Here is a 25,574-nt window from a genome sequence, read left to right as displayed (position 1 = left end):
GTCAGGCTCCCAGGGGGACGAGGAAATCGCGGCTGATGCGGTTACCGAGGTCGTAGATGTCGTCCATGAACTTGCGCAGTGTATTGTCCAGGCCGGCTTCGAGGACGTCGTCGATGCGCGCGAACTGGAGTTGCGCATGCATCCTGCCGGCCAGCCGTTCGGTGTCGACAGAGACGTCGTTGCGCACCAGCTTCAGGTTCGACACCACCTGTTCCATGCAGGCCAGCAGGGAACGCGGCATGTCCGCGCGCAGCATCAGCAACTCGGCCACGCGCGCCGGGGTGATCGAGTCGCGGTAGACCTTGCGGTAGATCTCGAACCCGGCAACCGAGCGCAGCAAGGCGGCCCAGTAATAGAACTCGCGCTGGGTCAGCAGGTCGTGGCCGGCGCTGGCTTTGACAGCGTGGTATTTCACGTCGAGGATGCGGGCGGTGCTGTCGGCGCGCTCGAGGAAGGTGCCGAGGCGGATGAAGACCATCGCTTCGTCGGCCAGCATGGTGCCGAGCGTGACGCCGTGCGCGAGATGGCAGCGGTGCTTGACCCATTCGAAGAAGGCGACCGGGTCGCTCCCCTGCCTGACCCGCTCATGCAGTTCGAGCCAGGTACCGTTTTGCGTTTCCCAGACCTCAGTGGTGAGCACGCCGCGCACAGCGCGGGCGTTTTCGCGCGCGGCCGTCAGGCAGGACACGATCGAGGACGGATTGGCGGGGTCGCCGGTCATGAAGGCCAGCACGTTGGCCTCATCCAGTTCCTCGTGCGCGGCATCGAAGGCCTCCTGCAGCTCGGAGATGCCGAGCATGGCGCGCCACAGCTGTTCGGTGTCGCGCTGCGACTGCGGCAGCATCGAGGTCTGCACCGCGACGTCGAGCATGCGCGCGATGTTTTCGGCGCGCTCGGTATAGCGCGCCATCCAGTACAAGTGGTCTGCGGTTCGGCTCAGCATTTATTCCTCCAGTATCCAGGTGTCTTTCGTGCCGCCGCCCTGCGACGAGTTGACAACGAGCGAGCCTTCCTCGAGGGCCACCCGCGTCAGTCCGCCGGGCACCATCGAGATGGTCTTGCCGGACAAGACGAAGGGGCGCAGGTCGATGTGGCGTGGCGCAATCCCGTTCTCGACATAGGTCGGGCAGGCCGACAGAGCCAGGGTGGGCTGGGCGATATAGCCGTCGGGTTTCGCGACCAGGCGGCGCCGGAAGTCCTCTATCTGCTGGCGGCTTGCAGCCGGGCCGATCAGCATGCCGTAGCCGCCCGCGCCGTGCACTTCCTTGACCACGAGTTCGTGCAGGTGCGCGAGCGTGTAGGCCAGGTCCTCGGGCTTCCGGCATTGCCAGGTCGGCACGTTGTTCAGCAGCGGCTCCTCGGACAGATAGAACCGGATCATGTCCGGGACGAACGGATAGATCGACTTGTCGTCGGCCACGCCGGTGCCGATGGCGTTGGCCAGGGTCACCCGGCCGGCGCGGTAGACCGAGAGCAGCCCGGGCACGCCCAGGGTGGAGTCGGAGCGGAAGGCGAGCGGGTCGAGGAAATCGTCGTCCAGGCGGCGGTAGATCACGTCCACCCGTTTCGGCCCGCGGATGGTGCGCATGTAGACCGCGTTGGCATTGACGAACAGGTCCTTGCCTTCCACCAGTTCCACGCCCATCTGCTGGGCCAGGAAAGCGTGTTCGAAATAGGCCGAGTTGTGCATGCCGGGGGTCATGACGACGACCGTCGGATCGTTGACGCCGCTTGGCGCCACCGAGCGCAGGTTTTCCAGCAGCATGTCCGGGTAGTGCTCGACCGGGGCGATGCGGTGGCGCGCGAACAGCTCGGGGAACAGGCGCATCATCATCTTGCGGTCTTCCAGCATGTACGAGACGCCGGAAGGAACCCGCAGGTTGTCCTCCAGCACGTAGAACTCGCCCTGGCCGGCGCGCACGATATCGACGCCGGCAATGTGCGCGTAGATGTCCGAGGGAACCTTAATCCCTTGCATTTCAGGGCGGTACTGGGCGTTCTGGTAAATCTGCCGGGCCGGGATGATGCCGGCTTTGATGATGTTCTGTTCGTGGTAGATGTCGTGCACAAACATGTTCAGCGCTTTTACGCGCTGAACCAGTCCGGCCTGCAGCGCCGTCCACTCGAAGGCCGGGATGATGCGAGGAATGGTATCGAAGGGAATCAGGCGCTCGGTGCCGGCCCCGTCACCATAGACGGCAAAGGTGATGCCGACGCGGCGAAAGGCCAGGTCGGCCTCGGCGCGCTTGCGTTCAATGCGTTCGGCCGACTGGCGTTGCAGCCAAGTGCCGAATTCGCGATAGTGTTCGCGCACTGAGGCGGCGTCGCCGGTGCCCAGGGCGGTCATCTCATTAAAAAAATTCGCCATTGCACGATTCTAGAGTTTCGATATTTTCTATCTATCAAGAATCGTGCCAGCGTTTTCGGCATTTTTCGGCCAGAAATGCACCTGCATGGTGCATATTGCCCTGCTACCGTCAGTTACCCGGCATGCTTATTTCAGTCCCTTCCACCAGTGCGCGAACGTTTGCCGTGGATCGTCCAGTTTGATCGGCTCGCCGATGCGTGGCGTCAGCAGCCTGTAGCGCTTGCCTTGGCTGGCCGCGACGGCCCGTTCGAAAGGCTCGTCCCAGGCATGGCGCGCGAGGCTGAAGCGGCCGGCATGGCCGCTCAGGAGCGTCCCTGTGTTCAGGATTTCGGCGGCGCGCGATGCTTCTTCCGGCGTCATGTGGATGTCGGCCCATTTGACGTTGTACTGCCCGGCGTCGAGCGCAACGAAATCGAAGCGCTCGAAGCGCTTGCCGATGTCTGCGAAATGGGGGCCGAATCCGGTATCGCCGGAAAAATACAGGCGCCGCCCCGGCGTCTCGAGCGCATAGCTCGCCCACAGGCTCTGGTTGCGCTGCATGAAACGGCCCGAGTAATGCTGCGCCGGCAGCACATGCACCCGCAGGCCAGGCGCAAGCTCGACGCTGCTGTGCCAGTTCATCTCGCGGATCTTGGCCGGCGCATAGCCCCAGTGCCGCAGGTGGGCGCCGTTGCCCAGGCCGGCAATGACCAGGCCGGTCCTGGGCTCGAGGGCTTTCATGGTAGCGTGGTCGAGATGGTCGTAGTGATCGTGCGTGATCAGGACGGCGTCGATCCCGGGCAGGTCTTCTACCGTGTACGGGCTGGTGCCCTCGAAGGCACGGACCATCCACGGTAGCGGCGCGGCGTTCTTGCTGAAAACCGGGTCGATCAGCACGCGCTTGCCGCCAATCTGCACGAAGTAGGACGAGTGGCCGAGCCAGACCACGATGTCCTGCTCGCGCGGCAGCGCCGCCAGGTTCGTCTTGACCGAGGGGAGCGCCGCCAATGGCGCCGGCCGGTCCCTGGGCTCGAAACGGCCGCGAATCATCCTGTAAGCCATGCCAAACCCGCCCGGGCGCGGCGGCGACGCGACCTCGTTGCGGAAGGCGCCGTCGCGGTATTGCGGCGCTCCCTGCAACTGCTGGTTGTCGGGAAGTTGCCCGAGCGCGGGAACCACCCAGGCGCAGGCGCTGATGCCGAGGGCGCAGACCAGCGCCAGGCTCGCTACTAGAAATCGTTTCAAGCTTGCTCCATGAAATAAGTCGGTGGCCGCATCCTACGCCTGTCGCGTTAAACGTGCATGGCCGGGTCCGGAACCTCAACGCGCCGCTTGCAAACCGGCGGACAGCGGCGCACGATGGGGCCGTATACCTGAGCCAACCACGACGAGGAGAAAACCATGATCAAGGTGAGCGTGATGTATCCAAACGGTCCGGACGCGCATTTCGACGAAGTCTATTACCGCGACCGGCACATGCCCATGGTAAAAAAACTGATGGGTGACTATTGCAAGCACTACACGGTCGACCGGGCGATTGCCGGTTCGCCCGACGCCAACGCGCCCTACATCGCCATGGGCCACCTGTTCTGCGACTCGGTCGATGCCTTCCAGGCGGGCTTCGGGCCGCATACGAAGGAAATCATGGACGACATTCCGAATTACACCAACCAGAAGCCGATCATCCAGATCAGCGAAGTGCTGGTCGGCTAAGAGGCCGGGCCCGGCCGCGCTGTGCCGGGACCGTGACATGCATATCCGGGGAACCCGCATGGCGCGCGCTTGTCCGATGTAGTGTGCTCACAGCTTGTGTGCCCGCACATCCGCGGTGCGTGGCACGGCGGACCTGGGAGGGAACATGAAGAAACTGCTTGTACCTTGCGATGGCTCGGAAAGCGCATCGCGCGCCGTGCGTCATGCCGCCACCGAGGCGATCGCGGGAACGGCAACCGAGATCCATCTGGTGCACGTCATCGAGCCGATGACGCCGATAAAACTGTCCGAAGCCTTCGCCGCCCAGCGGCTCGACGACCGCTTTCCGCCACAGGCCGCACAGGCGCTGGAGCCGGCGGTCGCACTCCTGGCGCAGGCCGGCGCCAAGTATTCGCTGCATTGCCTGTTCGGGGAGCCGGCGACGGAGATCGCGGAGTACGCGCGCACCGCCGGCTGCGACGCCATCATCATGGGCACCCATGGCCGGGGCCCGTTTGCGAGCCTCGTGATCGGATCGGTTGCCACCCAGGTGGTGAAGCTGGCCGACATTCCGGTCACACTGGTCAAGTAGCCTACCCTGGGCGTTCCGCATCGCCTAAGGAGCGTCCCCGTCCCTGAACTCGGGGGTCGACGCCTCCCTCGGGTCGCGGTAGACCAGCACCGGTATCGACGACCAGGCAAGCAGGTGCTGGGCCGTGCTTCCCGTACCTTGCCTGTGCCTGTGCCTGTCATGCGGGCTGTGCACCCCGACAATGATCAGGTCACAGCCATGGTCTTCCGCGGCGCGCACGATCTCGGGACCGGCCGCGCCGGCCAGTGCGGTCGCCACTTCGCAGGACACCCCGCCGGCGCGGGCGATGCGGGCGATGGTCGCGACACGTGCTTCGGCCGCCTTCAGCGCACCGCCGGTTTCGGAATCGGCGCCGGCGCCCGGTTCGCCATCGGTGGCCGCCGAAGTACGTGGCTGCGCAACGGAGAAGGCCAGGATCCGCCCTCCTCCGCTTTTCGCCAACAGCACGGCCATTTGCGCGGCACGCGACGCCAGGTCCGAGCCATCGGTTGCTACGCATATTTTCTCAATGAACATGATCGAGTCACCTGTCCGTGGAGAAGTTCAACAAGGTCGTATCACGACACGCGTACCTGAGACGCCATAGTGCCATGCGCGCCGCGAGGTTTGCCGCCCAAATGTCTCCCAGGTGTCGAGGAACCGTGCGTCCGCGCTACAACAGGGCTTGACAGGCGAGCAAACCGGCCGTAGAGTCAGGTACATGTCTTTCCCACTGCATCTGTCGACTTCCCTACCGCTTGCTGGCGCGCTGACGCTAGCGGGCCTACTACTACGCGCTTAAACGCCGCCGTACGTGCCCGGCTCCTGCCGGTCTACAAGTAGTTTGAGGAAAGTTGCACCGATGTCTGCTTCCCCGTTTTTCACCTTCTCGTTCTCCCTCTCCAGCGTCCGCCTGGCGCTCGCTGCGCGCGCTTTTGTCCGCCTGCTGCTAAAACTACCGATCGGTTGCCGGGCCTAGCGTTTCGTGGCCCGCCCGGCAGCCCGCCGCCACCCCCGCGCCGTCCCCGTCACCCAAGCACCTAGTTGCACCCATGCAGGAGTACCGATCATGTTGAAGAACCCAGCCGCCAAATACCGTCCTTTCCCCGCCGTCCAATTGGCCAACCGCCAGTGGCCGGATGCCACCATCACCCGCCCGCCGATCTGGATGAGCACCGACCTGCGCGACGGCAACCAGGCGCTGATCGAGCCGATGAGTCCCGAGAAGAAGCTGCGCTTCTTCGAGATGCTGGTGAAGATCGGCATCAAGGAAATCGAGGTAGGCTTCCCGTCGGCCTCGCAAACCGACTTCGACTTCGTGCGCATGCTGATCGACGAAGACCGCATCCCGCACGACGTCACCATCATCGTGCTGACCCAGGCCCGCGACGAGCTGATCCGCCGCACCGTGGAAGCGGCAGCCGGAGCGAAGCGCGCCATCGTCCACATCTACAATTCGGTGGCCCCGGTATTCCGGCGCGTCGTCTTCAACATGTCGCGCGAGGAAATCGTGCAGATCGCAGTCAACGGCACGCGCCTCATCAAGGAGCTGGTGGCCGAACACCCGCAGACGCAATGGGGCCTCGAATACTCGCCGGAGTCGTTCTCGACCACCGAGCTCGATTTCTCGAAGCAGATCGTCGATGCGGTCAGCGCCGTTTGGGAGCCGACCCCCGAAGCGCCGATGATCGTCAACCTGCCCTCGACCGTGGAAGCGAGCACGCCGAACGTGTACGCCGACCAGATCGAGTGGATGTGCCGCCACCTCGACCGGCGCGAGTCGCTCGTCATCAGCGTGCACCCGCACAATGACCGCGGCACCGCGGTAGCGGCGGCGGAACTGGCCGTCATGGCCGGCGCCGACCGCGTCGAGGGCTGCCTGTTCGGTAACGGCGAGCGCACGGGCAATGTCGACCTGGTGACGCTGGCCATGAACCTGTACACCCAGGGCGTGCATCCTGGCCTGGATTTCTCGGACATCGACGCGGTGCGCCAGCTGGTCGAGGAATGCAACGAGCTGCCGGTGCACCCGCGCCATCCGTATGCCGGCGACCTGGTATTCACCGCCTTCTCCGGCTCGCACCAGGACGCCATCAAGAAGGGCTTCGCCCGCCAGCAGGCGGACGGCTTCTGGGAAGTGCCCTACCTGCCGATCGACCCGGCCGACCTCGGACGCAACTACGACGCCGTGATCCGCGTGAACAGCCAGTCCGGCAAGGGTGGCATGGCCTACCTGCTCGAGCAGGAATACGGCCTGGAATTGCCGCGCCGTTTGCAGATCGAGTTTGCGCGCGTCGTCCAGCAGGTGGCCGACACGAGCGGGGGCGAGCTCACCGCCGGCAACATCCACGCCGTCTTCGCGCGCGAGTACCTGGAGCCGCAGGCGCCCTACCGCTACGTTTCGCACCGCATGAACGAGAACAGCACCCGGGGCGAGCCGGTGCAGGTAGAGGTGACGGCCATCGAAGGCGCGACGACGCGCATCCTCGCCGGCAGCGGCAACGGCCCGATCGACGCTTTTGTGGCCGCGCTCGGCCTGGACGTGCGCCTGATGGACTACCACGAGCATGCGATCGGCGCCGGGGCCGACGCGCGCGCCGCCTGCTACGTCGAGCTGCGCGTGGCGAACGGGCCGACGCTGTTCGGCGCAGGCATCGACAGCAACATCGTCACCGCCTCGTTCAAGGCCGTGCTGTCGGCGGTGAACCGGCAGCTGGCGGCGCAGGGACAGGCGGAGCCACTGGCAGCCTGAGGCCCGCCACTGCCGGGCCCGCCGCGCTCATCTTGGCGGACGCCCGGGTCTGGTCTATACTGCGAGCTCTTCCGTTTCCTGGCTGACAAGTGCGCCGACCGATAAGCTTCCTGCTGATGTTCTTCCTGCTGCTCACGCAGCAGGTGGCAATGTCGCACGCGGTCACGCATTGGACTCCCGCCGCGCTCGCCTCGGCCGCCGGCGAGGAACGCATCGGCGCCAAGGCCGACTTCACGGCGCATGCCTGCGAACTCTGCGCAGCCGCCCAGTACGCCTCACCCGTCCCCGTCGACGGCTATCGCCTGCAGCCGCCCGACCCCGTCGGGCTGGTCCATGTCACTACCCGCGAGCGCGCCGCCCAGGCAGCCACCAGGCTCGCTTTCCGCTCGCGCGCCCCGCCTTCCCTCTAAGCCAACGCTGTTGACGCCTGCCCGGCCATGCCGGCGCGGTGTCGCGTCCTGACCGGTTTCTAGCGGCGGCGCCCCCGCGCCCGCCAGTCGGCCACCTGTCACGCCTTGCATGTGCCAGCCCAGCGGCGACCGGCGCTTCCTCCCCCTTGGGACACCCCCTCGGGGCGCGTGGATGCGCCTGTATGCGCCCGGCTGTCCGTGCGGCACCCACATTGCCATACAAACAAGGTTTAGAAAATGAAACGAAAGCTGATACCGGCGCTGCTCGCGCTCGCCCTGCCCCTGGCCAACCTGCCGGCGTATGCGGATGACCCCGCCATCGTCATGGGCGAAGTGCGCGTCAGCGCCCAGCGCCAGGGCGGGCCCCTGCTGACCAATCGCGTCCTGACCTCGGTCGACGTGCTGGGCGCCGACAAGGTCGAGGACAAGAACGTCATGAACAGCTGGGAGCTGATCGGCCAGTTGCCGGGCGTGCAGCTCACCGAAACCCGGATGGGCGCCGAGTCGGGCAAGGCAACCTTCCGCGCCTTTAACGGCGAGGGCTACATCAACGGCATCAAGGTGCTGATCGACGGCATCCCGAGCAACGTCAACAGCGGCAACCAGCGCTTCATCGACATGATTTTCCCGCTCGAGATCGACTATATCGAAGTGGTCCGCGGCACCAACGATCCCAGGTACGGCCTGCACAACATCGGTGGCAACATCAATTTCGGGACGCGCCAGGGCGGCACCTACACCGATGCCCGCCTTACCTACGGCAGCTACAACACCCGCGAGGCGCAGCTTGCCATCGGCCGCGAGGCGGGCGCACTGGCCCAGAACTATTTCTTTGCGAAGCAGGTATCCGACGAATACCGGGGCACCGGTTCGGACAAATATTCCGCCGGCGCCAAATGGTTCCTCACCTCGGCGGACAAGGCAGTCAAGGCCGGCCTGGTGCTGCGCAGCTACCGGCACGAAGCCGGGGAGCCGGGCTTTCTGACGGCCCAGGAACTGCGCGCCAACCGCCGCCAGTCGCCGGCCAAGAATGCCAACGATGCCACCGAGCGCGAGATGCGCCACGCCAGTCTGCACCTGGACTGGCAGCTCACGCCGGACGCCCACCTCAGTAGCAAGCTCTACTTCAACAGCTATGCCGACGACCGGCGCGTCACCTTCACCGGCAATCCGGCCGGCACCGCCCCGCGCCAGCGCCGCCTCTGGGACGAGGACCAGCTCGGCTTCATCGGCAACCTGACCTGGAGCGTCGACAAGGCGCTGGTCCTCGACGGCGGCATCAACGTCGAGCAGCAGGACAACCGCTACCGCCGCCACCGCTTCACCTTCGCCAGCCCGACCAATTTCGGCACCCCGGCCCAGACCCAGAACGACGACAGCTACAGCTTCGACAACGTCGGCGCCTACGTGCAGGCCATCATCAGGCCGAGCGCCTCGCTGAAGATCATCCCCGCGATCCGCGCCGACAAGTTCAGCGGAACCGATCGTGGCAACCTGGCCGGGACCAGCGCACCCTTGCAGGACTACGGCTGGATCCAGCAGCCCAAGCTGAGCATGGTGTACAACCCGTCGCAGGACGTGAGCGTGTATGCCAACTGGGGCCGGACCTTTCAGGTGCTGACGGGCTCGAACATGCCGGCCTACCTGCGCCCGGGCCAGGCTGCCTTCGATGCGTCGATCAACACCGGCAAGGAAATCGGCATCAAGTTCAAGCCGGTTGCCGGCGCAAACCTTCGCCTGGCCGCCTGGCAGCAGGATGCCACCGGTGAAGTGGCCAACATGCCGGCCACCGGCACCACCGTTGGCCTGGGCGAAACGCGCAGGGAGGGTGTCGACTTCCAGCTTTCCGGTCGCGCGACGGACAAGGTCGACCTCTGGCTCTCGCACTCCCTGCAGAAGGCGCACGTGGTCAGCGCCTTTGCCGCGAATGGCGTCTCGCTGGCCGGCAAGGAGGTGTTCTCGACGCCGCGCCATATTTCCAACGCGGGCATCGAATACCGGGCATCGGACCGGCTGCGCTTCGGCCTGCAGGGCCGCGCGCAGGGCGACTACTTCATCGACAGCCCGAACGAACAGGGCAAGTTCGGCGGCTTCGTCCTGTTCGACGCGAACCTGCGCTACCAGCTCTCCGCACGCACCAGCATCGACTTCCAGCTCAAGAATATCGGCAACAGGAAAGTCGACTACGTCTGGTACGACAACTTCTTCTGGCCTGCCGGCGAGGCGCAGCCGATGTTTTCGAGCGGGCCGGGCCGCGCGGCTTACCTGTCACTCAACGTGAAGCTGTGAGCGCCTTCCATCGCCCGCTCCGCATCCACCTGAAAGGAACACCATGACCCATTCCACCCTCGCCCTCGAAGCCGTCGGCGTCACCGTCGCCTACGGCGGCAACCCGGTTCTGCGCGACCTGAACGTGCAGGTCAGGCGCGGCGAAATCTACGCCCTGCTCGGCGGCAACGGCGCCGGCAAATCGACCACCCTGAACGCCTTCCTCGGTTTCGCCCGCCCCGACGCCGGCAAGGTTGCCGTCTGCGGGATCGACGTCGGCGCCGACGTGCTTGGCGCGCGTGCGCAGCTGGCCTATGTGCCGGAGAACGTGGCCCTCTACGAGCACCTCGATGCGCGCGAGAACCTCGAATACTTCCTGCGGCTGGCCAATACCGCCTGGACGGACGAGTCAATCGGCGAAGCCCTGCGCGCCGTGCGCCTCGACGAATCGGCCTGGAAGCGCCGCCTGGGCGGCTACTCGAAGGGCATGCGCCAGAAGGTGGCGATTGCGCTGGCCGTGGCGCGCGCGGTGCCGGTGCTGCTGCTGGACGAGCCGACCAGCGGCCTCGACCCAAAAGCCACCAGCGAGTTCAATGCGCTCCTTCACAAGCTGCGCGGGGATGGCGCGGCGATTTTCATGGTGACCCACGACCTGCTCGGCGCGGCCGACGTGGCCGACCGCATCGGCTTTCTCGACCGCGGCCATATCGGCCATGAAGTTGCCGCGGGCGGCGGCGAGCGGTTCGACGTGCGCGACCTGTACCGGCGCTACGCCGGCACGCGGGAGGCCGCATGAGCACGCGCTTTCGCCATGCGATCGCGGCCATTGTCCGCACCGAATGGCGGGCCATGTTGCGCAACCAGGTCGCTGTGGCCGGCGCAGCGCTGATGCTGGCGTTGACGCTGGCCGCCATCCTGGTCAGCCATGAGCGCGTGCGCGCCGTGAATGCCGAACGTGCGCGCCTGCAGGCCAGCGCCGACGCACAGTGGCACGGCCAGCCCGACCGCCACCCGCACCGCGTGGTCCACTACGGCCACTACGTGTTCCGGCCGCTCAGCCCCCTCGCCTTTTTCGACTTCGGAGTCGATCCATTCACCGGGCACACACTGTTCCTGGAGGGGCATCGCCAGAACAGCGCGAACTTCAGCGAAGCCGGTCAGTCCTCGGTGCTGCTGCGCTTCGGCCAGCTGACCCCGGCGTTCGTGCTGCAGGTGCTGACGCCGCTCCTGATCGTGTTCCTGGCCTTCGGCAGCCTTGCGCGCGAGCGCGAGCGCGGGCAGTTGCGCCTGCAGCTGACTCAGGGCGTCGGCGCCCGCACGCTGTTGTCGGGCAAGCTGGCGGCGCACGCGGGCATCGCGATGCTGCTTGCCGCCCCGGCGTTTATCGCACTGGGCGCGATCGCCGCCACCGACACGGCGGTGGCGCCAGAGGCGCTGGCCATGCTCGCCGCTTACGCCCTGTACCTGCTGTTGTGGGCGGCCGGCGCGGTACTGGTGTCGGCGCTGCTGCCGCGCGCCCGCGACGCGCTGTTGACGCTGGTAGGCATCTGGATCGTGACGACCATCCTGCTGCCGCGCGTGATGCCGGACCTGGCCATGCTCGGCATCGAACGCGCCACCCGCATCGAGTCCGAGGTAGCGATCCACCAGCGCATGAAGGCGCTGGGCGACAGCCACAACCCGGATGACCCCTACTTCAACCGCTTCAGGCAGGCGGTGCTGGCGAAGTACCAGGTCAGCCGCATCGAGGACCTGCCGGTGAATTACGGCGGCCTGCTGATGCTGGAAGGCGAGCGGCTGACCAGCGCGCTGTACGACGAGTTCATGCGCGCCGATTACGAACGACAGGTAGCGCAAAGCGGCATCGTGTATCGCGCCGCGCTGGCCAGCCCGGTTATCGCGCTGCGCCGCTTGTCGACGGCGCTCGCGGGAACCAACCTCGACAGTCACACCCGCTTCCTGTTCGAGGGAGAAAAGTACCGCTATGGCTTCGTGCAGGCGCTGAACAACGTGCATGCCACCGCGATCCGCTACCAGAACGACCGTGACCAGCGCGTCGGCAAACACCACTGGGAGGCAACCCCGCGCTTCGGGTACGCGGCGGCGCCCTTTGCGTCGGTCGCGGCGCGCCATGCCTGGCCGGCGTTTGCCGTGCTGGCCGGCTGGCTGCTGGCGCTGGCCTTCGGCGGCCGCGTCGTCGCCCAACGATTGGAAAGGACTGGCAAGTAATGAAAGCACTGATCTTCGAACTGCGGCTCGTGCTGCATTCCCGCCTCGCGCTCGGCGCCGTTGCCCTGCTGCTGGTACTGTCCGCACTGTCGGTGTGGAGCGGCCTGCAGGCGAGCAGCGCCCAGCGCGACGCACTCGCGCGCGTGGCGGCCAGCCACCAGGCCGAGGTCCGGGCGCTGGCCGGCAAGCATGCGAACGCTGCCGACGCGGGCCAGGTCGCCTACGACACGCCGCACCTGACCACCAATCCGCCGTCGCCGCTGGCGTTCGCGGCGTTCGGCCAGCGCGACGTGCAGCCGTTCGCCCTGCGCGTGCGCCTGCTGGGCCTGCACTCCCAGCTCTACGAATCGGAGGCCATCAATCCCGAGCTGGCCATGGCCGGGCGCTTCGACTTCGCCTTCCTGCTGGTCTACCTGGCGCCCTTGTTCGTCATCGCGCTGATGCATGACCTGGTGACGGGCGAGCGCGAGTCGGGGCGCCTGCGCCTGCTGGCCTCGCTCCCCGCACAGGCCGCCGTCCTCTGGCGCCGCCGCTTCGCCCTGCGCTACGCTCTGCTGTGGCTGGCGCTGCTGTTACCCCTCGCCGCGGGCGTGGCGGTCGCCGGCGCCGGGGTTGCCGCGCTCGGCCAGCTCGGGCTGGTCGTGTCGCTCTACCTGCTGTTCTGGTTCGGGCTGGCGGCCTGGGTGGCGGGCCGGGCCGGAACCTCCGCCGGCAGCGCCGCGATCCTGCTGGCCTGCCTGGTGGGCCTGAGCATGGTCGCGCCGACTGCCCTCGACGCGGCGATCGCGCGCGGCGTCCCGGTGTCAAAAGGCGTGGAGCTCGCGCTGGCCCAGCGCCAGGAAGTGCACCAGGGCTGGGACTTGCCGAAACCCGTCACGTTCGAGAAGTTCTTCCGCACGCATCCCGAATGGCAGGACACGCCGCCAGTGACGGGACGCTTCCACTGGAAGTGGTACTACGCGATGCACCAGGCCGGCGACCAGGCGGTGGCGCCCCAGGTGGCGCAGTATCGCGCCAGCCTGCTGGCGCGCGAAGACTGGACCGCACGTGCCGGCCTGCTGCTGGCGCCGGTGAATGTGCAGGTGTTGATGCACCGCCTGGCCGCCACCGACCTGCGCGCGCAGCTGGCTTACCAGGAGCGGATTGCCGGCTTCCACACGCAGTTGCGGCGGTTCTTCTATCCCTATTTCTTCCATGAGCGTAGCTTCGGGAAGGCGGACTTTGCGCGCATGCCGACTTATGCGGCAGCCGGGGCGCAGGGCGATTTGCCGGCGGCGCCGCTTGGCGCACTGGCGCTGCTGGCCCTGGCCGCCGCGCTGCTCGGCCTGCGCCAGCTGAAAAAGCTGGGATAGGCGGCCACTGCTAGCGGCGCAGCTCCGACATGATTTTCTCGGCGAGAAAATCGCAGGGCGGGCGCCGCGATTTGCTGCTGCGCGCGAGGATGACCTCGAGCGCGTCGATTTCCGGCAAGCCCTGGACCTGGCCGAGCAGGCTCAGGTGGGCGGGCACCGCGCAGCGCGCCAGGGGCGCGACCGCCAGGCCGGCCTCGACCATGCTGAGCAGCCCCATCAGGCTCGGGCTCTCGTACGAGGTCCGGTAGGGAATCTTCGCGCGCTCCAGGCTACGGATCGCGTTTTCGCGCGCCACGCTGCCCGGCAGGAAGACGGCGATCGGCAGCGGCCGCTCGCGCCAGATGTCCTGGGCGCCGGGCGACGCGGCCCAGACCATCGGCTCGAAGCGGACGAACTCGCCCGACAGGCCCTTGACGCGCGTCGCGCAGACCAGGTCGACCGAGCCGTCCTTCACCATGGGCGCGAGGGCGACGCTCGGCAGCCCGACCACCTGGATCTCGACCTTCGGGTAGGTGGCGGAAAATTTCTTCAGGATGGATGGCAGCAGCGAGGACGCGTAGTCGTCGGGCACGCCGATGACGACGCGGCCGGTGACGTCCGGGCGCACCACCGCCGCCCAGGCTTCGTCGCGCAGGGCGAGCATGCGCCGCGCATACATCAGCAGCACCTCGCCATCCTGGGTCGGCGTGACGCTCCGTGGTTTGCGCACGAAGAGCGGCTTGCCGAGCGCCACCTCCAGCGTCTTGATCTGCATGCTCACGGCCGACTGCGAGCGGTGCACGACTTCCGCCGCACGGCTGATGTTGCCCGTATCGGCCACCGCCACGATCATTGCCAGCACGTCCAGGTCGAGCGTTTTCATTGGTATCAGATAATCACATAGATACGATCAATATTATGCGATTTTCTAAATCGTCGCCACCGTGCATAGTGTTGGAAAGGAGGTCACTCATGAACGCACCAACCCACCCCCGCATGTTCGCCGCACCCGAACTGCGCTTTGCCACCATCGATTCCGGCACGCGCGTCCCCTACCTGGCGTCCGGCGCCGGGGAGCCGCTGCTGTTCGTCCACGGCTCGCTGTGCGACTACCGCTACTGGGACAGCCAGGCGGCGGTGCTGTCGCAGGACTTCCTCTGCCTCTCGGTCAGCCTCAGCCACTACTGGCCGGCGGACGAGGCGTGCGAGCGCAGCGTGTTCAGCGTCGAGACGCACGTCGCGGAAATGGCCGGGTTCATCGCTGCCATGCAGCTCGGGCCGGTGCACCTGGTGGGCCACTCGCGCGGCGCCTGCGTAGCCTTCCAGCTGGCGCGCGCGTATCCGCAGCTCGTGAAAACGCTGACGCTTGCCGATCCGGGTGGCCCGTTGCAGATCGACGGGGCAGCACCAGCGGCGCTGCCGCCGGCGACCACCGCCCTGCGCGCGCAGGTCGCCGCCCTCATCGAAGGCGGCGAGATCGACGCCGGCCTGGAACTGTTCGTCGACTCGGTCAGCATGCCCGGCATCTGGCGCCGCAGCCGCGCCAGTTTCCGCACCATGGCGGTCGACAACGCGGCCACGCTGCCGAAGCAGTTCCGCGATCCCCTGCCGGCCTATACGCGCGCCGCGGCGCGCGAGCTGACCTGCAGGACCCTGCTCATCGAAGGGGAAAAGAGCCCGTGCATGTATCGCGACAACGTGGCAGCGCTGGCGGGCTGGATCGGGCACGTGGACAAGCGTACCATTGCGGGCGCATCGCACGGGATGAACATCACCCACCCGGCGGTCTTCAACCGGCTGATCCAGGCCTTCGTGGTGGGTGGGACCGGGCCGGCGGAATAAAAAAAAAAGCGGCCCGGATGGGCCGCGTCGGTATTACCGTTTGCTTAGAACTTGTATTCCACCGAGAGGCGGTACACACGGCCCATCATGTCGGCCATGCTGGTCAGGTAGCCACCGCTGTAGATGCTGTTGGCGGTCAGTGGCGGCCATTCTTCCGTGATGTTGTTCACACCCAGGCTGATGGTCGCGTTCTTGATGCCTTTATAGCGCACGTTCACGTTGTACTGGCTATAGGAATCCACCTCGGTCAGCGACGATCCGGCGCGCGGCGTCAGGTCCGTCAGGCCCGTCTGGTAGCGCTGCGACAGGGTCGCGCCCCATGGCCCGTTGGTGTAGCTGACCGACGCCGTGTGCTTCCAGCGCGGGTTCACCTGCGGCATGCCGGCCAGGCCCGAGTTCGGACCTGCGGCGCCGAAGCGGCCATCGTTGGTGATGATGCCGACGTTCTGGAACCACACACCGTCCTTCTCGCCCTGGAACTCGTACTTGTCGTACCAGGTACCGTCGATCTTGGCGTTGAAGACGCCGATGCTCGTGGTCGGGAAGCGGTAGCCCACCGCCACGTCCGCGCCGCGGATGCGGGTCTGGCCGCGGTTCGCCTGGCTGGCCACGATGTGGTCGATCACGCCGTTCGGCGCGCGGATGATGTACTCGGCGTACTTGGCCGGGTTCTGCTGGACTTCGGCGATCGTCAGCGCACCCAGCACGTCCTTCAGTTTCAGTCCCCAGTAGTCGACCGTGACCGTCAGGTTCTTGACCGGCTCGTAGGCGAAACCGTAGGAGAAGCCGCGCGACTTCTCGGGCTTGAGGAAGTCGTTGTTCGGCGTCTTGGTCCAGTAGGTGGTCGATACGTTGCAGACCTGGTCAGCCGTGAAACCTGGCCGCGGCTGGCCGGTGCCCGACACCGTCGGCTGCGTGCTCGGGCACAGGACCGGATCGTCCATGTCGATGGTGCGCACTTCCGGCGTCGGGTTCTGGATGTCCATGATCGACGGCGCGCGGAAGCCCGTGGAGACCGAAGAGCGCAGCACCAGTTCCGACATCGGCTGCCAGCGCGCGGCCAGCTTCGGGTTGATCGTGGTCGTCTTCAGGTCGTCGTAACGGTCGGCACGCACCGAGCCGTTGAGCAGGAAACTCTGGGTGAGCGGAACGTCCGCTTCCATGACCAGCGAGGCAATGTCGCGTTTCAGCTTCTTGGCGACGCCCTGCGGCGTTTCGCCGACCAGGTCGCTCCGCGTGACGTTGCCGGCCGCATCGATGCTGTAGTTGCCGGCTGCATCGCGCAGCACGTAATCGAGCGGCGCATTCGAGGTGCGCGCCGAGTCGCGCCGCAGTTCGCCCGAGACGGCGAACGTCACGTCGCCGCCCGCCAGGGTCATCACGGAACGCGACAGGGTCAGGTCGACGCTCTGGTTGTAGGCCTTGTTCAGGCGGTAGGTATAGTCGCGCGCCTCGATGCTGCGCAGGTACTCGACGCCGGCGGCGTCCTGCAGGCCGAACGGGTTGAGAGTACCGTTGTTGAAGCCTTCCTGGGCCTTCGAGTACAGGATGTAGCCGCCGCCAACGCGCGTGTCGCGCTTGGAAACGCCGTAGTTGGCGCCCGCGCGGTAATCCCAGCCCATCACGTCGCCTTCGACCGACAGCACCAGGCGATCATTGCTTTGCTCGTCGTTGCGGTAGGCAGGTCCCAGTTCGGCGGGACCCCACTGGAAGTAGATCGGCCGGTTGTTCATGTTCAGCGTGCTGACCGCGCCTGGCGTTTTGGCCGGATCGATGAACATGGCCGGGGTATTGGCGCCGGTGTTGCTGCCCACGACCTGCACGCCCGGGGTGATGCCCTTGCCCGGGTAGAAGCGGCTGCTCGATGGCAGCGCGTAGGTCGTGAACGGCTGCACCGCGCCCGGCGCCTGCATGCCGCGGAACTTCTGGACCGTGAATTCGCTATGCAGGACGTCCAGGTCGATCTTGTGGCCGCCGGACAGGTTCCAGCTGGCGCGCGCGGCCACCGTGGTGATCTCGCTGCCGTCGGTCACCGCGTTCCAGTACAGCGGATTGCGGAAGCAGCCGGGCGCATACACCGCGGGCGTGTTGGCGCTCTGGTTGCCCAGCACCGGAATCGAATACGGCGCGCCGCAGCCGGTGGCGAAGGTCGGGTTGTAGTTCGAGTTGGCTGCGCGGGTGAAACCGAAGTTCGCGAACGGGTTGGGGTTGCGCGAGTCCGGCGTGATACCCAGGCCGAGGGTGCGCAGGATGGCCGGATCGTGCTGGTCGGGGCGGTCCTGCTGGAACAGCGCCGACTTTTTCTGGTGGTCGATCGCGATGTAGGCATTGAAACCGTCCGTGCCCAGCTTGCCGTAGCCGAAGATGGCGCCCACGCTCTTGGTGTCGCCGCCGCCGCTCATCTCGGGAGTGGCGTATTCGGCCTTGATCTGCGCGCCTTCGAAGCCGCGCTTGGTCCAGTAGTTCTGGACGCCGCCGATGGCATCCGCGCCGTAGATCGATGCCGCGCCGCTGCTCAGGGTCTCGACCCGGTCGAGCGCGATGCGCGGAATCACGTTCACGGACACGTACTGGTCCTGCAGCGGCTCGTTGGCCAGACGGCGGCCGTTGAGCAGGGTCAGGGTGCGCATCGGGCCCAGGCCGCGCAGGTTGGTCACGGGGCCGGCGGCGCCCGAATTGGTACCGAGCGACAGCGATTGCGGCTGCTCCAGCACCAGGTCCTTCAATTCGGTGTGGCCGCGCGATTCGAGCTCGGTTGCCTTGATCACGGTCAGCGCCGTCGCACCTTCGTCGGCCGCGCGGCGGATCAGCGAGCCGGTGACCTGCACCGACTGTATCTGCGGCTCGGGCTGTGCGGCAGCCTGGGCATGGGCATGGCCGGTCATCTGCAGCAGGGCGAGGCTGACGGCGGTTGCCATCAAAGCGCGTTGCGGGCCTGGGCGGTTTTCGAGCTTCATGAGGGTCTCCAACGTTATAGTTATGGGTTACCGGCGCATTTATAATTATGCGGCCAGACCATAATGTAGATTGGTTGGACCAGTATTACCAGAAAAAAATGCTTTAATTATTCGGCAAGCATGTGCCGGTACCGTTTTACGAGGGAAAGCGACCCTTCGAGTCTCAAAAGCGTTGGCAATTCCCATCACATTTCGCGCATGCGCATCCCGGGCCGCGCCTTCCCATTTACCTTCTCCGGCCTTTGCTCTTCCCGGGGACTCTCGAGCGTCGCCAGGATGGGGCAATCCGACCGCTCGTCGCCGGCGCAGCCCTTGACCAGCTCCTGCAGGGTGTCTGCCATTTCCCGTAGGTTGCGGATCCTGTCTTCGAGTGCCACGATATGGGCCCGGGCCAGGCGCTTTACGTCGGCGCTCTGGCGCGCGCGGTCGTTCCACAAGCCGAGCAGTTCGCCGATTTCCGCCACCGGGAATCCGAGGTCGCGCGCGCGCCGGATGAAGCGCAGCCGGTGCACGTCGTTTTCGGCATAGGCACGGTAGCCCGATGCGCTGCGCGAAGCAGGCGGGATGAGGCCGATGTCCTCGTAATAGCGGATCATCTTCGCCGACACGCCCGACGCTTTCGATGCTTCACCAATGTTCATGTCGCACTCCTGGTTCATGGGTTGTTCGATGGAGGCACAAAACCGCGCAGGCGCAGTGCGTTGCCAAGCACGAAGACGCTGGACAAGGCCATCGCGCCGGCCGCGAACACGGGCGACAGCAGCAGGCCCCAGGCCGGATACAGCGCGCCCGCGGCGACCGGAATCAGGGCCGTGTTGTAGGCGAAGGCCCAGAACAGGTTCTGGCGGATGTTCCCGATGGTGGCTTTCGACAGCGCGATCGCATTCGGGACACCTTGCAGGCTGCCGGACATCAGCACCACGTCCGCCGCTTCCATCGCGACATCGGTACCGGTGCCGATCGCCAGGCCAACGTCGGCCTCGGCCAGCGCCGGCGCGTCGTTGATGCCGTCGCCGACAAACGCGACAGGGCCATGTTCCGCCCGCAGCCGCGCGATCGCCTGCACTTTCCCCTCGGGCAGCACTTCGGCGATGACTTCGTCGATACCGAGGCTGGCCGCGATGGCCCTGGCGGTGCGCTCGTTATCGCCGGTGATCATCGCCACCTTCAGGCCCAGACTGTGGAGGGCCGCGATGGCGGCCGGCGTCGCCGACTTGACCGGATCGGCGACGGCAAGGATGGCGGCGAGGCGGCCGTCGATGGCGGCGTACAGCGGCGACCTGGCTGCGCGCCCCAGCCCCTCGGCCGTCTGCCCGAACATCTCCACGTCCAGGCCCAGCGAGCGCATGTAGCGGTCGGCGCCCACTTCCACGCGCGCGCCGTCCACCGTGGCGCGCACCCCCATGCCGGTCACGGAATCGAATCCGGTCACCGCAGGGAGCGCGCTGCCCTCCTGCTCGGCCGCCTCGACGATGGCGCGGGCGATCGGATGCTCGGAGCGCGATTCCGCCGCTGCCACCATCGCCAGTACCTGCCTGCGTTCGAAGCCGGCCGCCACCTCGAGGTCGGTCAGCGCCGGCCGCCCCTCGGTCAGGGTGCCGGTCTTGTCGACTGCCACGACGTTGGCGTCCTTCAGGCGCTGCAGTGCTTCGCCCTTACGGAACAGCACGCCCAGCTCCGCACCGCGCCCGGTCCCGACCATGATCGAAGTGGGCGTTGCCAGCCCCATCGCGCAGGGGCAGGCGATGATCAGCACCGCCACCGCGTTGACCAGCGCAAAGCTCAGCGCCGGCGACGGCCCGAACGCCAGCCAGACGAGGAAGGTAATGAGCGCGGCGGCCATCACCGCCGGCACGAACCACATCGTGACCTTGTCGACCACGGCCTGGATCGGCAGCTTCGAGCCCTGGGCCTGCTCGACCAGGCGGATGATCTGCGCCAGCACGGTCTGGCCGCCGACGGCCGTGGCGCGCAGGCTCAAGGCGCCCTTCTGGTTGACGGTCCCGCCCACCAGCGCGCTGCCCGGGGTTTTCCTGACCGGGACCGGTTCGCCGCTGATCATCGATTCGTCGACATAGCTGTCGCCGTCCAGCACCTCGCCGTCGACGGGAACCCGCTCGCCCGGCCGCACCTCGACCAGGTCGCCAACGGCGACTTCGCCAATCGGGATATCGCGCGTGCGTCCGTCGCGCACCACGTGGACCACCTTCGCCTGCAGGCCGACCAGCCGGCTGATGGCCTGCGAGGTACGGCCTTTGGCCTGGGCTTCCAGGAAGCGCCCGAGCAGGATCAGCGCCACGATCACCGCGGCCGCCTCGTAATAGACGTTGACCGTGCCAAGCGGCAGCAGGCCTGGGGCGAAGGTGGCGACGACCGAGTACCCGTAGGCGGCCAGCGTGCCGACCGCAACGAGCGAGTTCATGTCCGGCGCGAGGCGCAGCAGCGCCGGGAAGCCCTTGGTGTAGAAACGGCGGCCGGGAACCAGCAGCACCAGCGTGGTCAGGACGAACTGGAGGGTCCAGCTCGGCCCCCTGCCGATCGTCTCCATCACCCAGTGATGCATCGCCGGAACCAGGTGCGAGCCCATCTCGAGGATGAAGACCGGCAGCGCCAGCGCGCTCGCCAGCAGGAGATCGCGCCTGAGCGCCAGCCGTTCGGCATCCTTCCTGTCCACGGCCTCGTCCTCGTGAGCGGCGGCCATCGCAGCGGGCAGCCGGGCTTCATACCCAGCCTTGGCAATTGCCGCCAGCAGCGCATCAGGTGCCGCCACGCCGCGCACCGTCGCCCGCTCGGTGGCCAGGTTGACCGTGGCCTCGGCCACGCCAGGCACGGCCTGGAGCGCGCGCTCGACCCGCCCGACGCAGGACGCGCAGGTCATGCCCTCGACCGACAGTTCGACCGTCTGCGCGGGAACCTCGTATCCCGCTTTCTCGATTGCCTGGACCAGGGCGGCGCGGTCGACCGCGCCATCGCCGCTCGGCCGCACTTCTGCCCGCTCGGTGGCGAGGTTGACCGTGACGCTCCCCACGCCCTCGACCTTGCGCAGCGCCGCTTCGACCCGCCCGACGCAGGACGCGCAGCTCATGCCCTCGATCGGCAGGCTCAGGGCCGGCGCGCCGGCCGCTGCCAGCTGTTTATTTGCGTTGCTCATGCTTTTACCCTCGTACCTTGTGCTTAACATGCACTCACGGTACACCTTACCATCATGGGAAGGTCAAGCAGAACTTGTGGCAGGGGTCCGGCGGCAACCTAATCTACAGCGGCCGTCTCCTGCCCGAATGTCCGGCGCCAGTCCCTCGGGCTAACCTGGAAGCGCTTCTTGAAATGCTGCCTGAACGACACCGGCGTCTGGAACCCGGCAAGCTCGGCAATTTTTTCGACCGGCAGCGTCGTGGTTTCAAGCAGGTCGCGGGTCCGACGCAGGCGCTCGTTGACCAGCCAGTCGACCAGGGTCATGCCGGTAGCCTTGCCGAAGTGGCGCGTGAAGGTGCGCCGGCTCATCGCCGCGCGCGCTGCCAGGCCGTCGATCGTATGCTGGCTGCCGATGTTTTCGCGCAGGTAGTCGAGCAGCCGGTTGATCTGGGCATCGTGGGTGGACACGGCCACCGGCTGCTCGATGAACTGCGCCTGCCCGCCCTCGCGGTGCGGCGGTATGACCATCGTCCGCGCGACCTTGTTGGCGGTCGCGGAGCCGTAATACTCGCGCACGATATACAGGCAGCAGTCGAGTCCCGCCCCGGTGCCTGCGGAGGTAATGAGCCAGTCCTCGTCGACATACAGGGCGTTCATGTCGAGCTTCACGCGCGGAAAACGGCGGCTGAAATCCTGCTCCGCCATCCAGTGCGTCGATGCCCGCTTCCCGTCCAGCAGCCCTGCATAAGCCAGGGCATAGGCCCCATAGCACAGCCCGACCACATGCGCACCCCGTGCATGGGCGCGTGCCAGCGCTTCAGCCAGCTCTGGCTCCGGCGGCGTCGCCAGGTCGTGCCAGCCCGGCACCACGACAATGTCGGCCGTCTCCACCAGTTCCAGGCCGCCATCCGGATGCACCGTCAAGGCCCGCTCGGCCGCCAGCGGCCCGCCACAGGGCGAGACGATCTTCAGGTCAAACAGGCGACCTTCCGGCAGCTCCGAATTGAAGACCAGGTAGGGCACGGCGAAATGGAAGGGGCTGAAGCTCGGATAGGCAATCATCGCAACGACAGGCAGGGGCTTTGACATGGCGAAGGGACTGTCGGGCCGTGGCCCAAAAGTGTCGATAATTGGCTTGTGGGTCAATTTTAAACGGGGCGCGCCTCGGCCACAATGCTGCTTCCAATCTTTCATTCCCAGGGAAACAGCACCATGCAGACAATGACCACCCTCCGCGCCATCGCGTTCTCGCTCACCATTGGCGCCCTCGCCGCCCCGGCCCACGCCGCCGGCCAAGCCGCTTCCGCCGCCGGCAAGCAGGCCGTGCAGGTTCAGCAGATACGCAACGCCACGGCGAAGATCCACTACGCGGGCAAGACATTCCTGCTCGACCCTTTCCTGGCAAAGAAAGGAAAGTATCCGGGCTTCGAAGGCACCTTCAACAGCAAGCTGCGCAATCCGCTCGTCGAACTTCCGATGCCGGTGGAGGAGGTGCTGAAAGGCGTGGATGCGGTCATCGTCAGCCATACCCACCTCGACCATTGGGATGGCGGCGACCACCAGCACATCCCGAAAGGTATTCCCGTGTTCGTGCAGGACGAAGCGGACGCGAAGATCATCCGCGGCCAGGGTTTTACCAATGTGCGCATCCTCGGCGACAAGACCGACTTCGAAGGCGTGCAGCTGACCAAAACCGGCGGCCAGCACGGTACGGATGCCATGTACGCAATGAAGCCGGTGGCCGAGGCGCTGGGCAAGGCGATGGGCATTGTATTCCAGGCTCCGGGTGCGAAAACCCTTTATGTGGTGGGCGATACCGTCTGGCGTAGCGACGTCGACCAGGCCCTGGCGAAGTTCAAGCCCGACGTCATCATCCTGAACGCCGGCGATGCGCGCATGATTGGCTTCACCGGTTCGATCATCATGGGCAAGGACGACGTGCTGCATGCGGCGCAGGCTGCACCCAAGGCGACGATCATCGCTTCCCATATGGATGCGATCAATCACATGACACTGAGCCGCAAGGAGCTGCGCGACCACGTCCGGCAGCATGGCATCGGGGATCGGGTCCGCATTCCAGCCGACGGCGAAACCCTGAAGTTTTAATGGCGCCTGACAAAAGCTCTCGATGTACTTCTAACAGAAGAGAGCGCAGGCTAGCGAAAGAAAGGATTGGTGAATGCCGACCCGGCGCTCGTGGGGGATGCGTAGTTGCCGAAATCGGTAGAGCGAGCCGAGGGTTCGCTGTACGGCCCATCGCCATCGGCCAAGCCTTTCACGTGACGCCGTGCGGTCACGCGCGATCCTTGCTGCGATCGGTAAGGTTTCAGCCAGTATGCTCGCACACGGCAGATATTCCCAAAGTATCCCACTCTTGAGGACGAACAGGATTCCCGCCAGGGCCGCGCGATCATTGATGCGCGGCCTTCCGCCTTTTGGCGATTGCCTGGACAGGTAGATGAGCGGCTATAAGCGGACATAGATCTTCTGGGAGAAGTGCTTGGGCCATGGCATCAGTCCGGCTGAGAACATGGCCACCATCTTGATGCTCGGGCTATACTGCGTACGTGCGCTTCTGGCCGGTAGCAGACCTATCTGAACGTCTGCCACCGACCCTGAGCGGATCTAAGCGCTTCTGCTACTCCATTCTCACCGCACAGTCTTATCTGGCGTCCTTTTGCATAAAAACCGACAACGGGTGATCTGGGTAGTTGCCAAACGAACCACGGCGCTGGTAACCCATCCGTTCGTACAAAGCCAGAGCTCCCGGCATCGTAGGCCCCGTCTCCAGCATAAAAGTTCGGCAACCGCTCTGCACGGCCTTCGCTTCCAACGCTTCTATCAGCCGACGTGCTATGCCTTGGCCGCGTGCCTGCGGACGTACGTATATCCGCTTGACTTCGCCGTATTCCGGTTTAATTACGATGGCGCCACAGCCAATCGGAGCCCCGGCGGCGTCACGAACCACGGCAAACAAGACGCTCGAGTGGCACAGCGAAGATATGTCGAGTGCGTACACATTCTCGGCCGGGTAAAGCGAATACAGGTAAGCATCGAGCTCTCCGATGAGCTCGTGAACAGCGGGTTGATCTGGGGTCTCAAATTCGATCTGCATGCGTGCTTTCTTTCAGTTGATAACGGATGCATCTACCAGCTCCGAGTCAATCCTCATGAGAATCGGCGCCTCGGCGCCTAGGCTATGACCGCTTTCGGCTGTGGATTCAACCGGTGAACGCAACACTCTAAGACTTATGGAGGAGTGTTCACATGGAGCGGAAATCTCGGATTATCTACACGGACAATCAGAAGGCACTAATGTGGGAGCGATGGCGCCAGGGCGATCCGCTCCAAAAGATTGCCCAGTTGTTCGACCGAAACCACTCTTCAGTCATTCGGATTCTGGGCGAAACAGGTGGAATATGTCCAGCACAACGATGTCGCTCGCGCCTGGCGCTAACTCTTGCTGAGCGCGAAGAAATATCCCGCGCAGTCGTAGCAGGCTGTTCGATTCGCTCCATTGCCCTTTCCCTCGGCCGATCACCCTCAACAGTGTCTCGGGAGATGAAGCGAAATGGTGGTTTGGAAGGATATCGAGCAAACCAGGCCGACCAACGTGCCCGGGATCGAGCACGACGTCCCAAGCCGTGTAAGCTCGTGGTGAATCGAGCGCTGGCTGATATCGTCGCCAGCAAACGCCAGCTGCAATGCTCGCCCGAGCAAATCGCTGGCTGGCTCAAGCAGGCATACGCGAGTGACGAGGACTATCACGTCTCACACGAAACGATCTATCGTAGCCTCTACATTCAGGCCCATGGTGCCCTGAAAAAGGAGTTGCCGGAGCACTTGCGGCGTAGCCGGAACATGCGCCGATCCCGCCATCACACGCAAAAAAACAGACAACCACGGCAGGATCGTCGACACGGTTTCGATCAGCGAGCGTCCTGCTGCTGTCGAAGATCGTGCGGTACCTGGCCACCGGGAAGGCGACCTGCTTTTCGGCAGCCACAACAGCCAGATCGCTACACTTGTCGAGCGTCAGACAC

Annotated in this window: 20 protein-coding genes and 2 pseudogenes; 11 read left to right on the top strand and 11 right to left on the bottom strand. The window is 65.6% G+C overall.

Going from position 1 to position 25,574, the window contains the following annotated elements:
- Position 1 precedes the first annotated feature (1 nt).
- From ACFPN5_RS23460 to ACFPN5_RS23450, 3 genes are all read right to left on the bottom strand, one after another.
- On the bottom strand, positions 2-943 hold the full coding sequence (locus ACFPN5_RS23460; RefSeq protein WP_379786266.1) for an alpha-E domain-containing protein: 942 nt from the start codon (positions 941-943) through the stop codon (positions 2-4).
- A complete protein-coding gene (locus tag ACFPN5_RS23455; protein ID WP_379786265.1) occupies positions 944-2,368 on the bottom strand; it encodes a circularly permuted type 2 ATP-grasp protein in 1,425 nt (474 codons plus the stop codon).
- A 126-nt stretch (positions 2,369-2,494) separates the two neighbouring features.
- Positions 2,495-3,592, bottom strand: a complete 1,098-nt coding sequence (locus ACFPN5_RS23450) for an MBL fold metallo-hydrolase (protein WP_379786264.1) — start codon at positions 3,590-3,592, stop codon at positions 2,495-2,497.
- Between the two features lie 156 nt (positions 3,593-3,748).
- On the opposite strand from ACFPN5_RS23450, the gene ACFPN5_RS23445 reads away from it, so the two are divergent.
- Together ACFPN5_RS23445 and ACFPN5_RS23440 are read left to right on the top strand one after the other, a co-directional pair.
- The gene (locus ACFPN5_RS23445) at positions 3,749-4,060 is read left to right on the top strand and encodes an EthD family reductase (RefSeq protein ID WP_379786263.1); all 312 of its coding nucleotides are present in this window, start codon (positions 3,749-3,751) and stop codon (positions 4,058-4,060) included.
- A gap of 145 nt (positions 4,061-4,205) precedes the next feature.
- Positions 4,206-4,631 carry a universal stress protein gene (locus ACFPN5_RS23440; RefSeq protein ID WP_379786262.1) on the top strand — a complete coding sequence of 142 codons (426 nt, stop codon included), beginning with the start codon at positions 4,206-4,208 and terminating at the stop codon, positions 4,629-4,631.
- 24 nt (positions 4,632-4,655) lie between these two features.
- On the opposite strand, the gene ACFPN5_RS23435 is transcribed toward ACFPN5_RS23440, so the two are convergent.
- On the bottom strand, positions 4,656-5,147 hold the full coding sequence (locus ACFPN5_RS23435; RefSeq protein ID WP_379786261.1) for a universal stress protein: 492 nt from the start codon (positions 5,145-5,147) through the stop codon (positions 4,656-4,658).
- Between the two features lie 529 nt (positions 5,148-5,676).
- On the opposite strand from ACFPN5_RS23435, the gene leuA reads away from it, so the two are divergent.
- The 6 genes from leuA to ACFPN5_RS23405 all read left to right on the top strand — a co-directional run bounded on the left by leuA (position 5,677) and on the right by ACFPN5_RS23405 (position 13,621).
- Positions 5,677-7,362 (top strand): 2-isopropylmalate synthase, encoded by a 1,686-nt coding sequence (gene leuA / locus ACFPN5_RS23430; protein WP_379786600.1) that lies wholly within the window; start codon positions 5,677-5,679, stop codon positions 7,360-7,362.
- A gap of 89 nt (positions 7,363-7,451) precedes the next feature.
- Positions 7,452-7,772 carry a hypothetical protein gene (locus tag ACFPN5_RS23425; RefSeq protein WP_379786260.1) on the top strand — a complete coding sequence of 107 codons (321 nt, stop codon included), beginning with the start codon at positions 7,452-7,454 and terminating at the stop codon, positions 7,770-7,772.
- Positions 7,773-8,009: 237 nt separating this feature from the next.
- Positions 8,010-10,061 carry a TonB-dependent receptor gene (locus ACFPN5_RS23420; RefSeq protein ID WP_379786259.1) on the top strand — a complete coding sequence of 684 codons (2,052 nt, stop codon included), beginning with the start codon at positions 8,010-8,012 and terminating at the stop codon, positions 10,059-10,061.
- A gap of 43 nt (positions 10,062-10,104) precedes the next feature.
- Positions 10,105-10,836, top strand: a complete 732-nt coding sequence (locus ACFPN5_RS23415; RefSeq protein ID WP_379786258.1) for an ABC transporter ATP-binding protein — start codon at positions 10,105-10,107, stop codon at positions 10,834-10,836.
- A complete protein-coding gene (locus ACFPN5_RS23410; RefSeq protein ID WP_379786257.1) occupies positions 10,833-12,269 on the top strand; it encodes a DUF3526 domain-containing protein in 1,437 nt (478 codons plus the stop codon). The genes ACFPN5_RS23415 and ACFPN5_RS23410 overlap by 4 nt, the downstream gene beginning before the upstream one ends.
- On the top strand, positions 12,269-13,621 hold the full coding sequence (locus ACFPN5_RS23405; RefSeq protein ID WP_379786256.1) for a DUF3526 domain-containing protein: 1,353 nt from the start codon (positions 12,269-12,271) through the stop codon (positions 13,619-13,621). The genes ACFPN5_RS23410 and ACFPN5_RS23405 overlap by 1 nt, the downstream gene beginning before the upstream one ends.
- A gap of 10 nt (positions 13,622-13,631) precedes the next feature.
- Here the strand turns inward: ACFPN5_RS23405 and ACFPN5_RS23400 are convergent, their stop codons facing one another.
- Positions 13,632-14,483, bottom strand: coding sequence for a LysR substrate-binding domain-containing protein (locus ACFPN5_RS23400; RefSeq protein WP_379786255.1), 852 nt, complete (start codon positions 14,481-14,483; stop codon positions 13,632-13,634).
- A gap of 89 nt (positions 14,484-14,572) precedes the next feature.
- Between ACFPN5_RS23400 and ACFPN5_RS23395 the strand changes: the two genes are divergently transcribed.
- Positions 14,573-15,442 (top strand): alpha/beta fold hydrolase, encoded by an 870-nt coding sequence (locus ACFPN5_RS23395; RefSeq protein ID WP_379786254.1) that lies wholly within the window; start codon positions 14,573-14,575, stop codon positions 15,440-15,442.
- A 44-nt stretch (positions 15,443-15,486) separates the two neighbouring features.
- Here the strand turns inward: ACFPN5_RS23395 and ACFPN5_RS23390 are convergent, their stop codons facing one another.
- The 4 genes from ACFPN5_RS23390 to ACFPN5_RS23375 form a co-directional block, all read right to left on the bottom strand.
- Positions 15,487-18,399, bottom strand: a complete 2,913-nt coding sequence (locus ACFPN5_RS23390) for a TonB-dependent receptor domain-containing protein (RefSeq protein WP_379786253.1) — start codon at positions 18,397-18,399, stop codon at positions 15,487-15,489.
- A gap of 185 nt (positions 18,400-18,584) precedes the next feature.
- Entirely contained in the window at positions 18,585-19,040 is a 456-nt protein-coding gene (gene cueR / locus ACFPN5_RS23385) for a Cu(I)-responsive transcriptional regulator (protein ID WP_379786252.1), read from the bottom strand.
- Between the two features lie 14 nt (positions 19,041-19,054).
- On the bottom strand, positions 19,055-21,550 hold the full coding sequence (locus tag ACFPN5_RS23380; RefSeq protein ID WP_379786251.1) for a heavy metal translocating P-type ATPase: 2,496 nt from the start codon (positions 21,548-21,550) through the stop codon (positions 19,055-19,057).
- A gap of 98 nt (positions 21,551-21,648) precedes the next feature.
- On the bottom strand, positions 21,649-22,620 hold the full coding sequence (locus tag ACFPN5_RS23375) for a GlxA family transcriptional regulator (protein WP_379786250.1): 972 nt from the start codon (positions 22,618-22,620) through the stop codon (positions 21,649-21,651).
- A 132-nt stretch (positions 22,621-22,752) separates the two neighbouring features.
- Between ACFPN5_RS23375 and ACFPN5_RS23370 the strand changes: the two genes are divergently transcribed.
- The gene (locus tag ACFPN5_RS23370) at positions 22,753-23,637 is read left to right on the top strand and encodes an MBL fold metallo-hydrolase (protein ID WP_379786249.1); all 885 of its coding nucleotides are present in this window, start codon (positions 22,753-22,755) and stop codon (positions 23,635-23,637) included.
- Between the two features lie 240 nt (positions 23,638-23,877).
- Here the strand turns inward: ACFPN5_RS23370 and ACFPN5_RS23365 are convergent.
- Positions 23,878-24,040: pseudogene (locus tag ACFPN5_RS23365) on the bottom strand (transposase); the annotation flags it as partial.
- 153 nt (positions 24,041-24,193) lie between these two features.
- A complete protein-coding gene (locus tag ACFPN5_RS23360; RefSeq protein WP_379786248.1) occupies positions 24,194-24,646 on the bottom strand; it encodes a GNAT family N-acetyltransferase in 453 nt (150 codons plus the stop codon).
- 152 nt (positions 24,647-24,798) lie between these two features.
- Between ACFPN5_RS23360 and ACFPN5_RS23355 the strand changes: the two are divergent.
- Positions 24,799-25,574, top strand: a pseudogene (locus tag ACFPN5_RS23355) (IS30 family transposase); the annotation flags it as partial.

The sequence above is a fragment of the Massilia niabensis genome, assembly GCF_042655085.1.
GTDB classification, from domain to species: Bacteria; Pseudomonadota; Gammaproteobacteria; order Burkholderiales; family Burkholderiaceae_D; genus Telluria; species Telluria niabensis.
The sequence above is the reverse complement of the archived record's forward strand: the minus strand, read 5'-3'. Positions and strand labels throughout refer to the sequence as shown.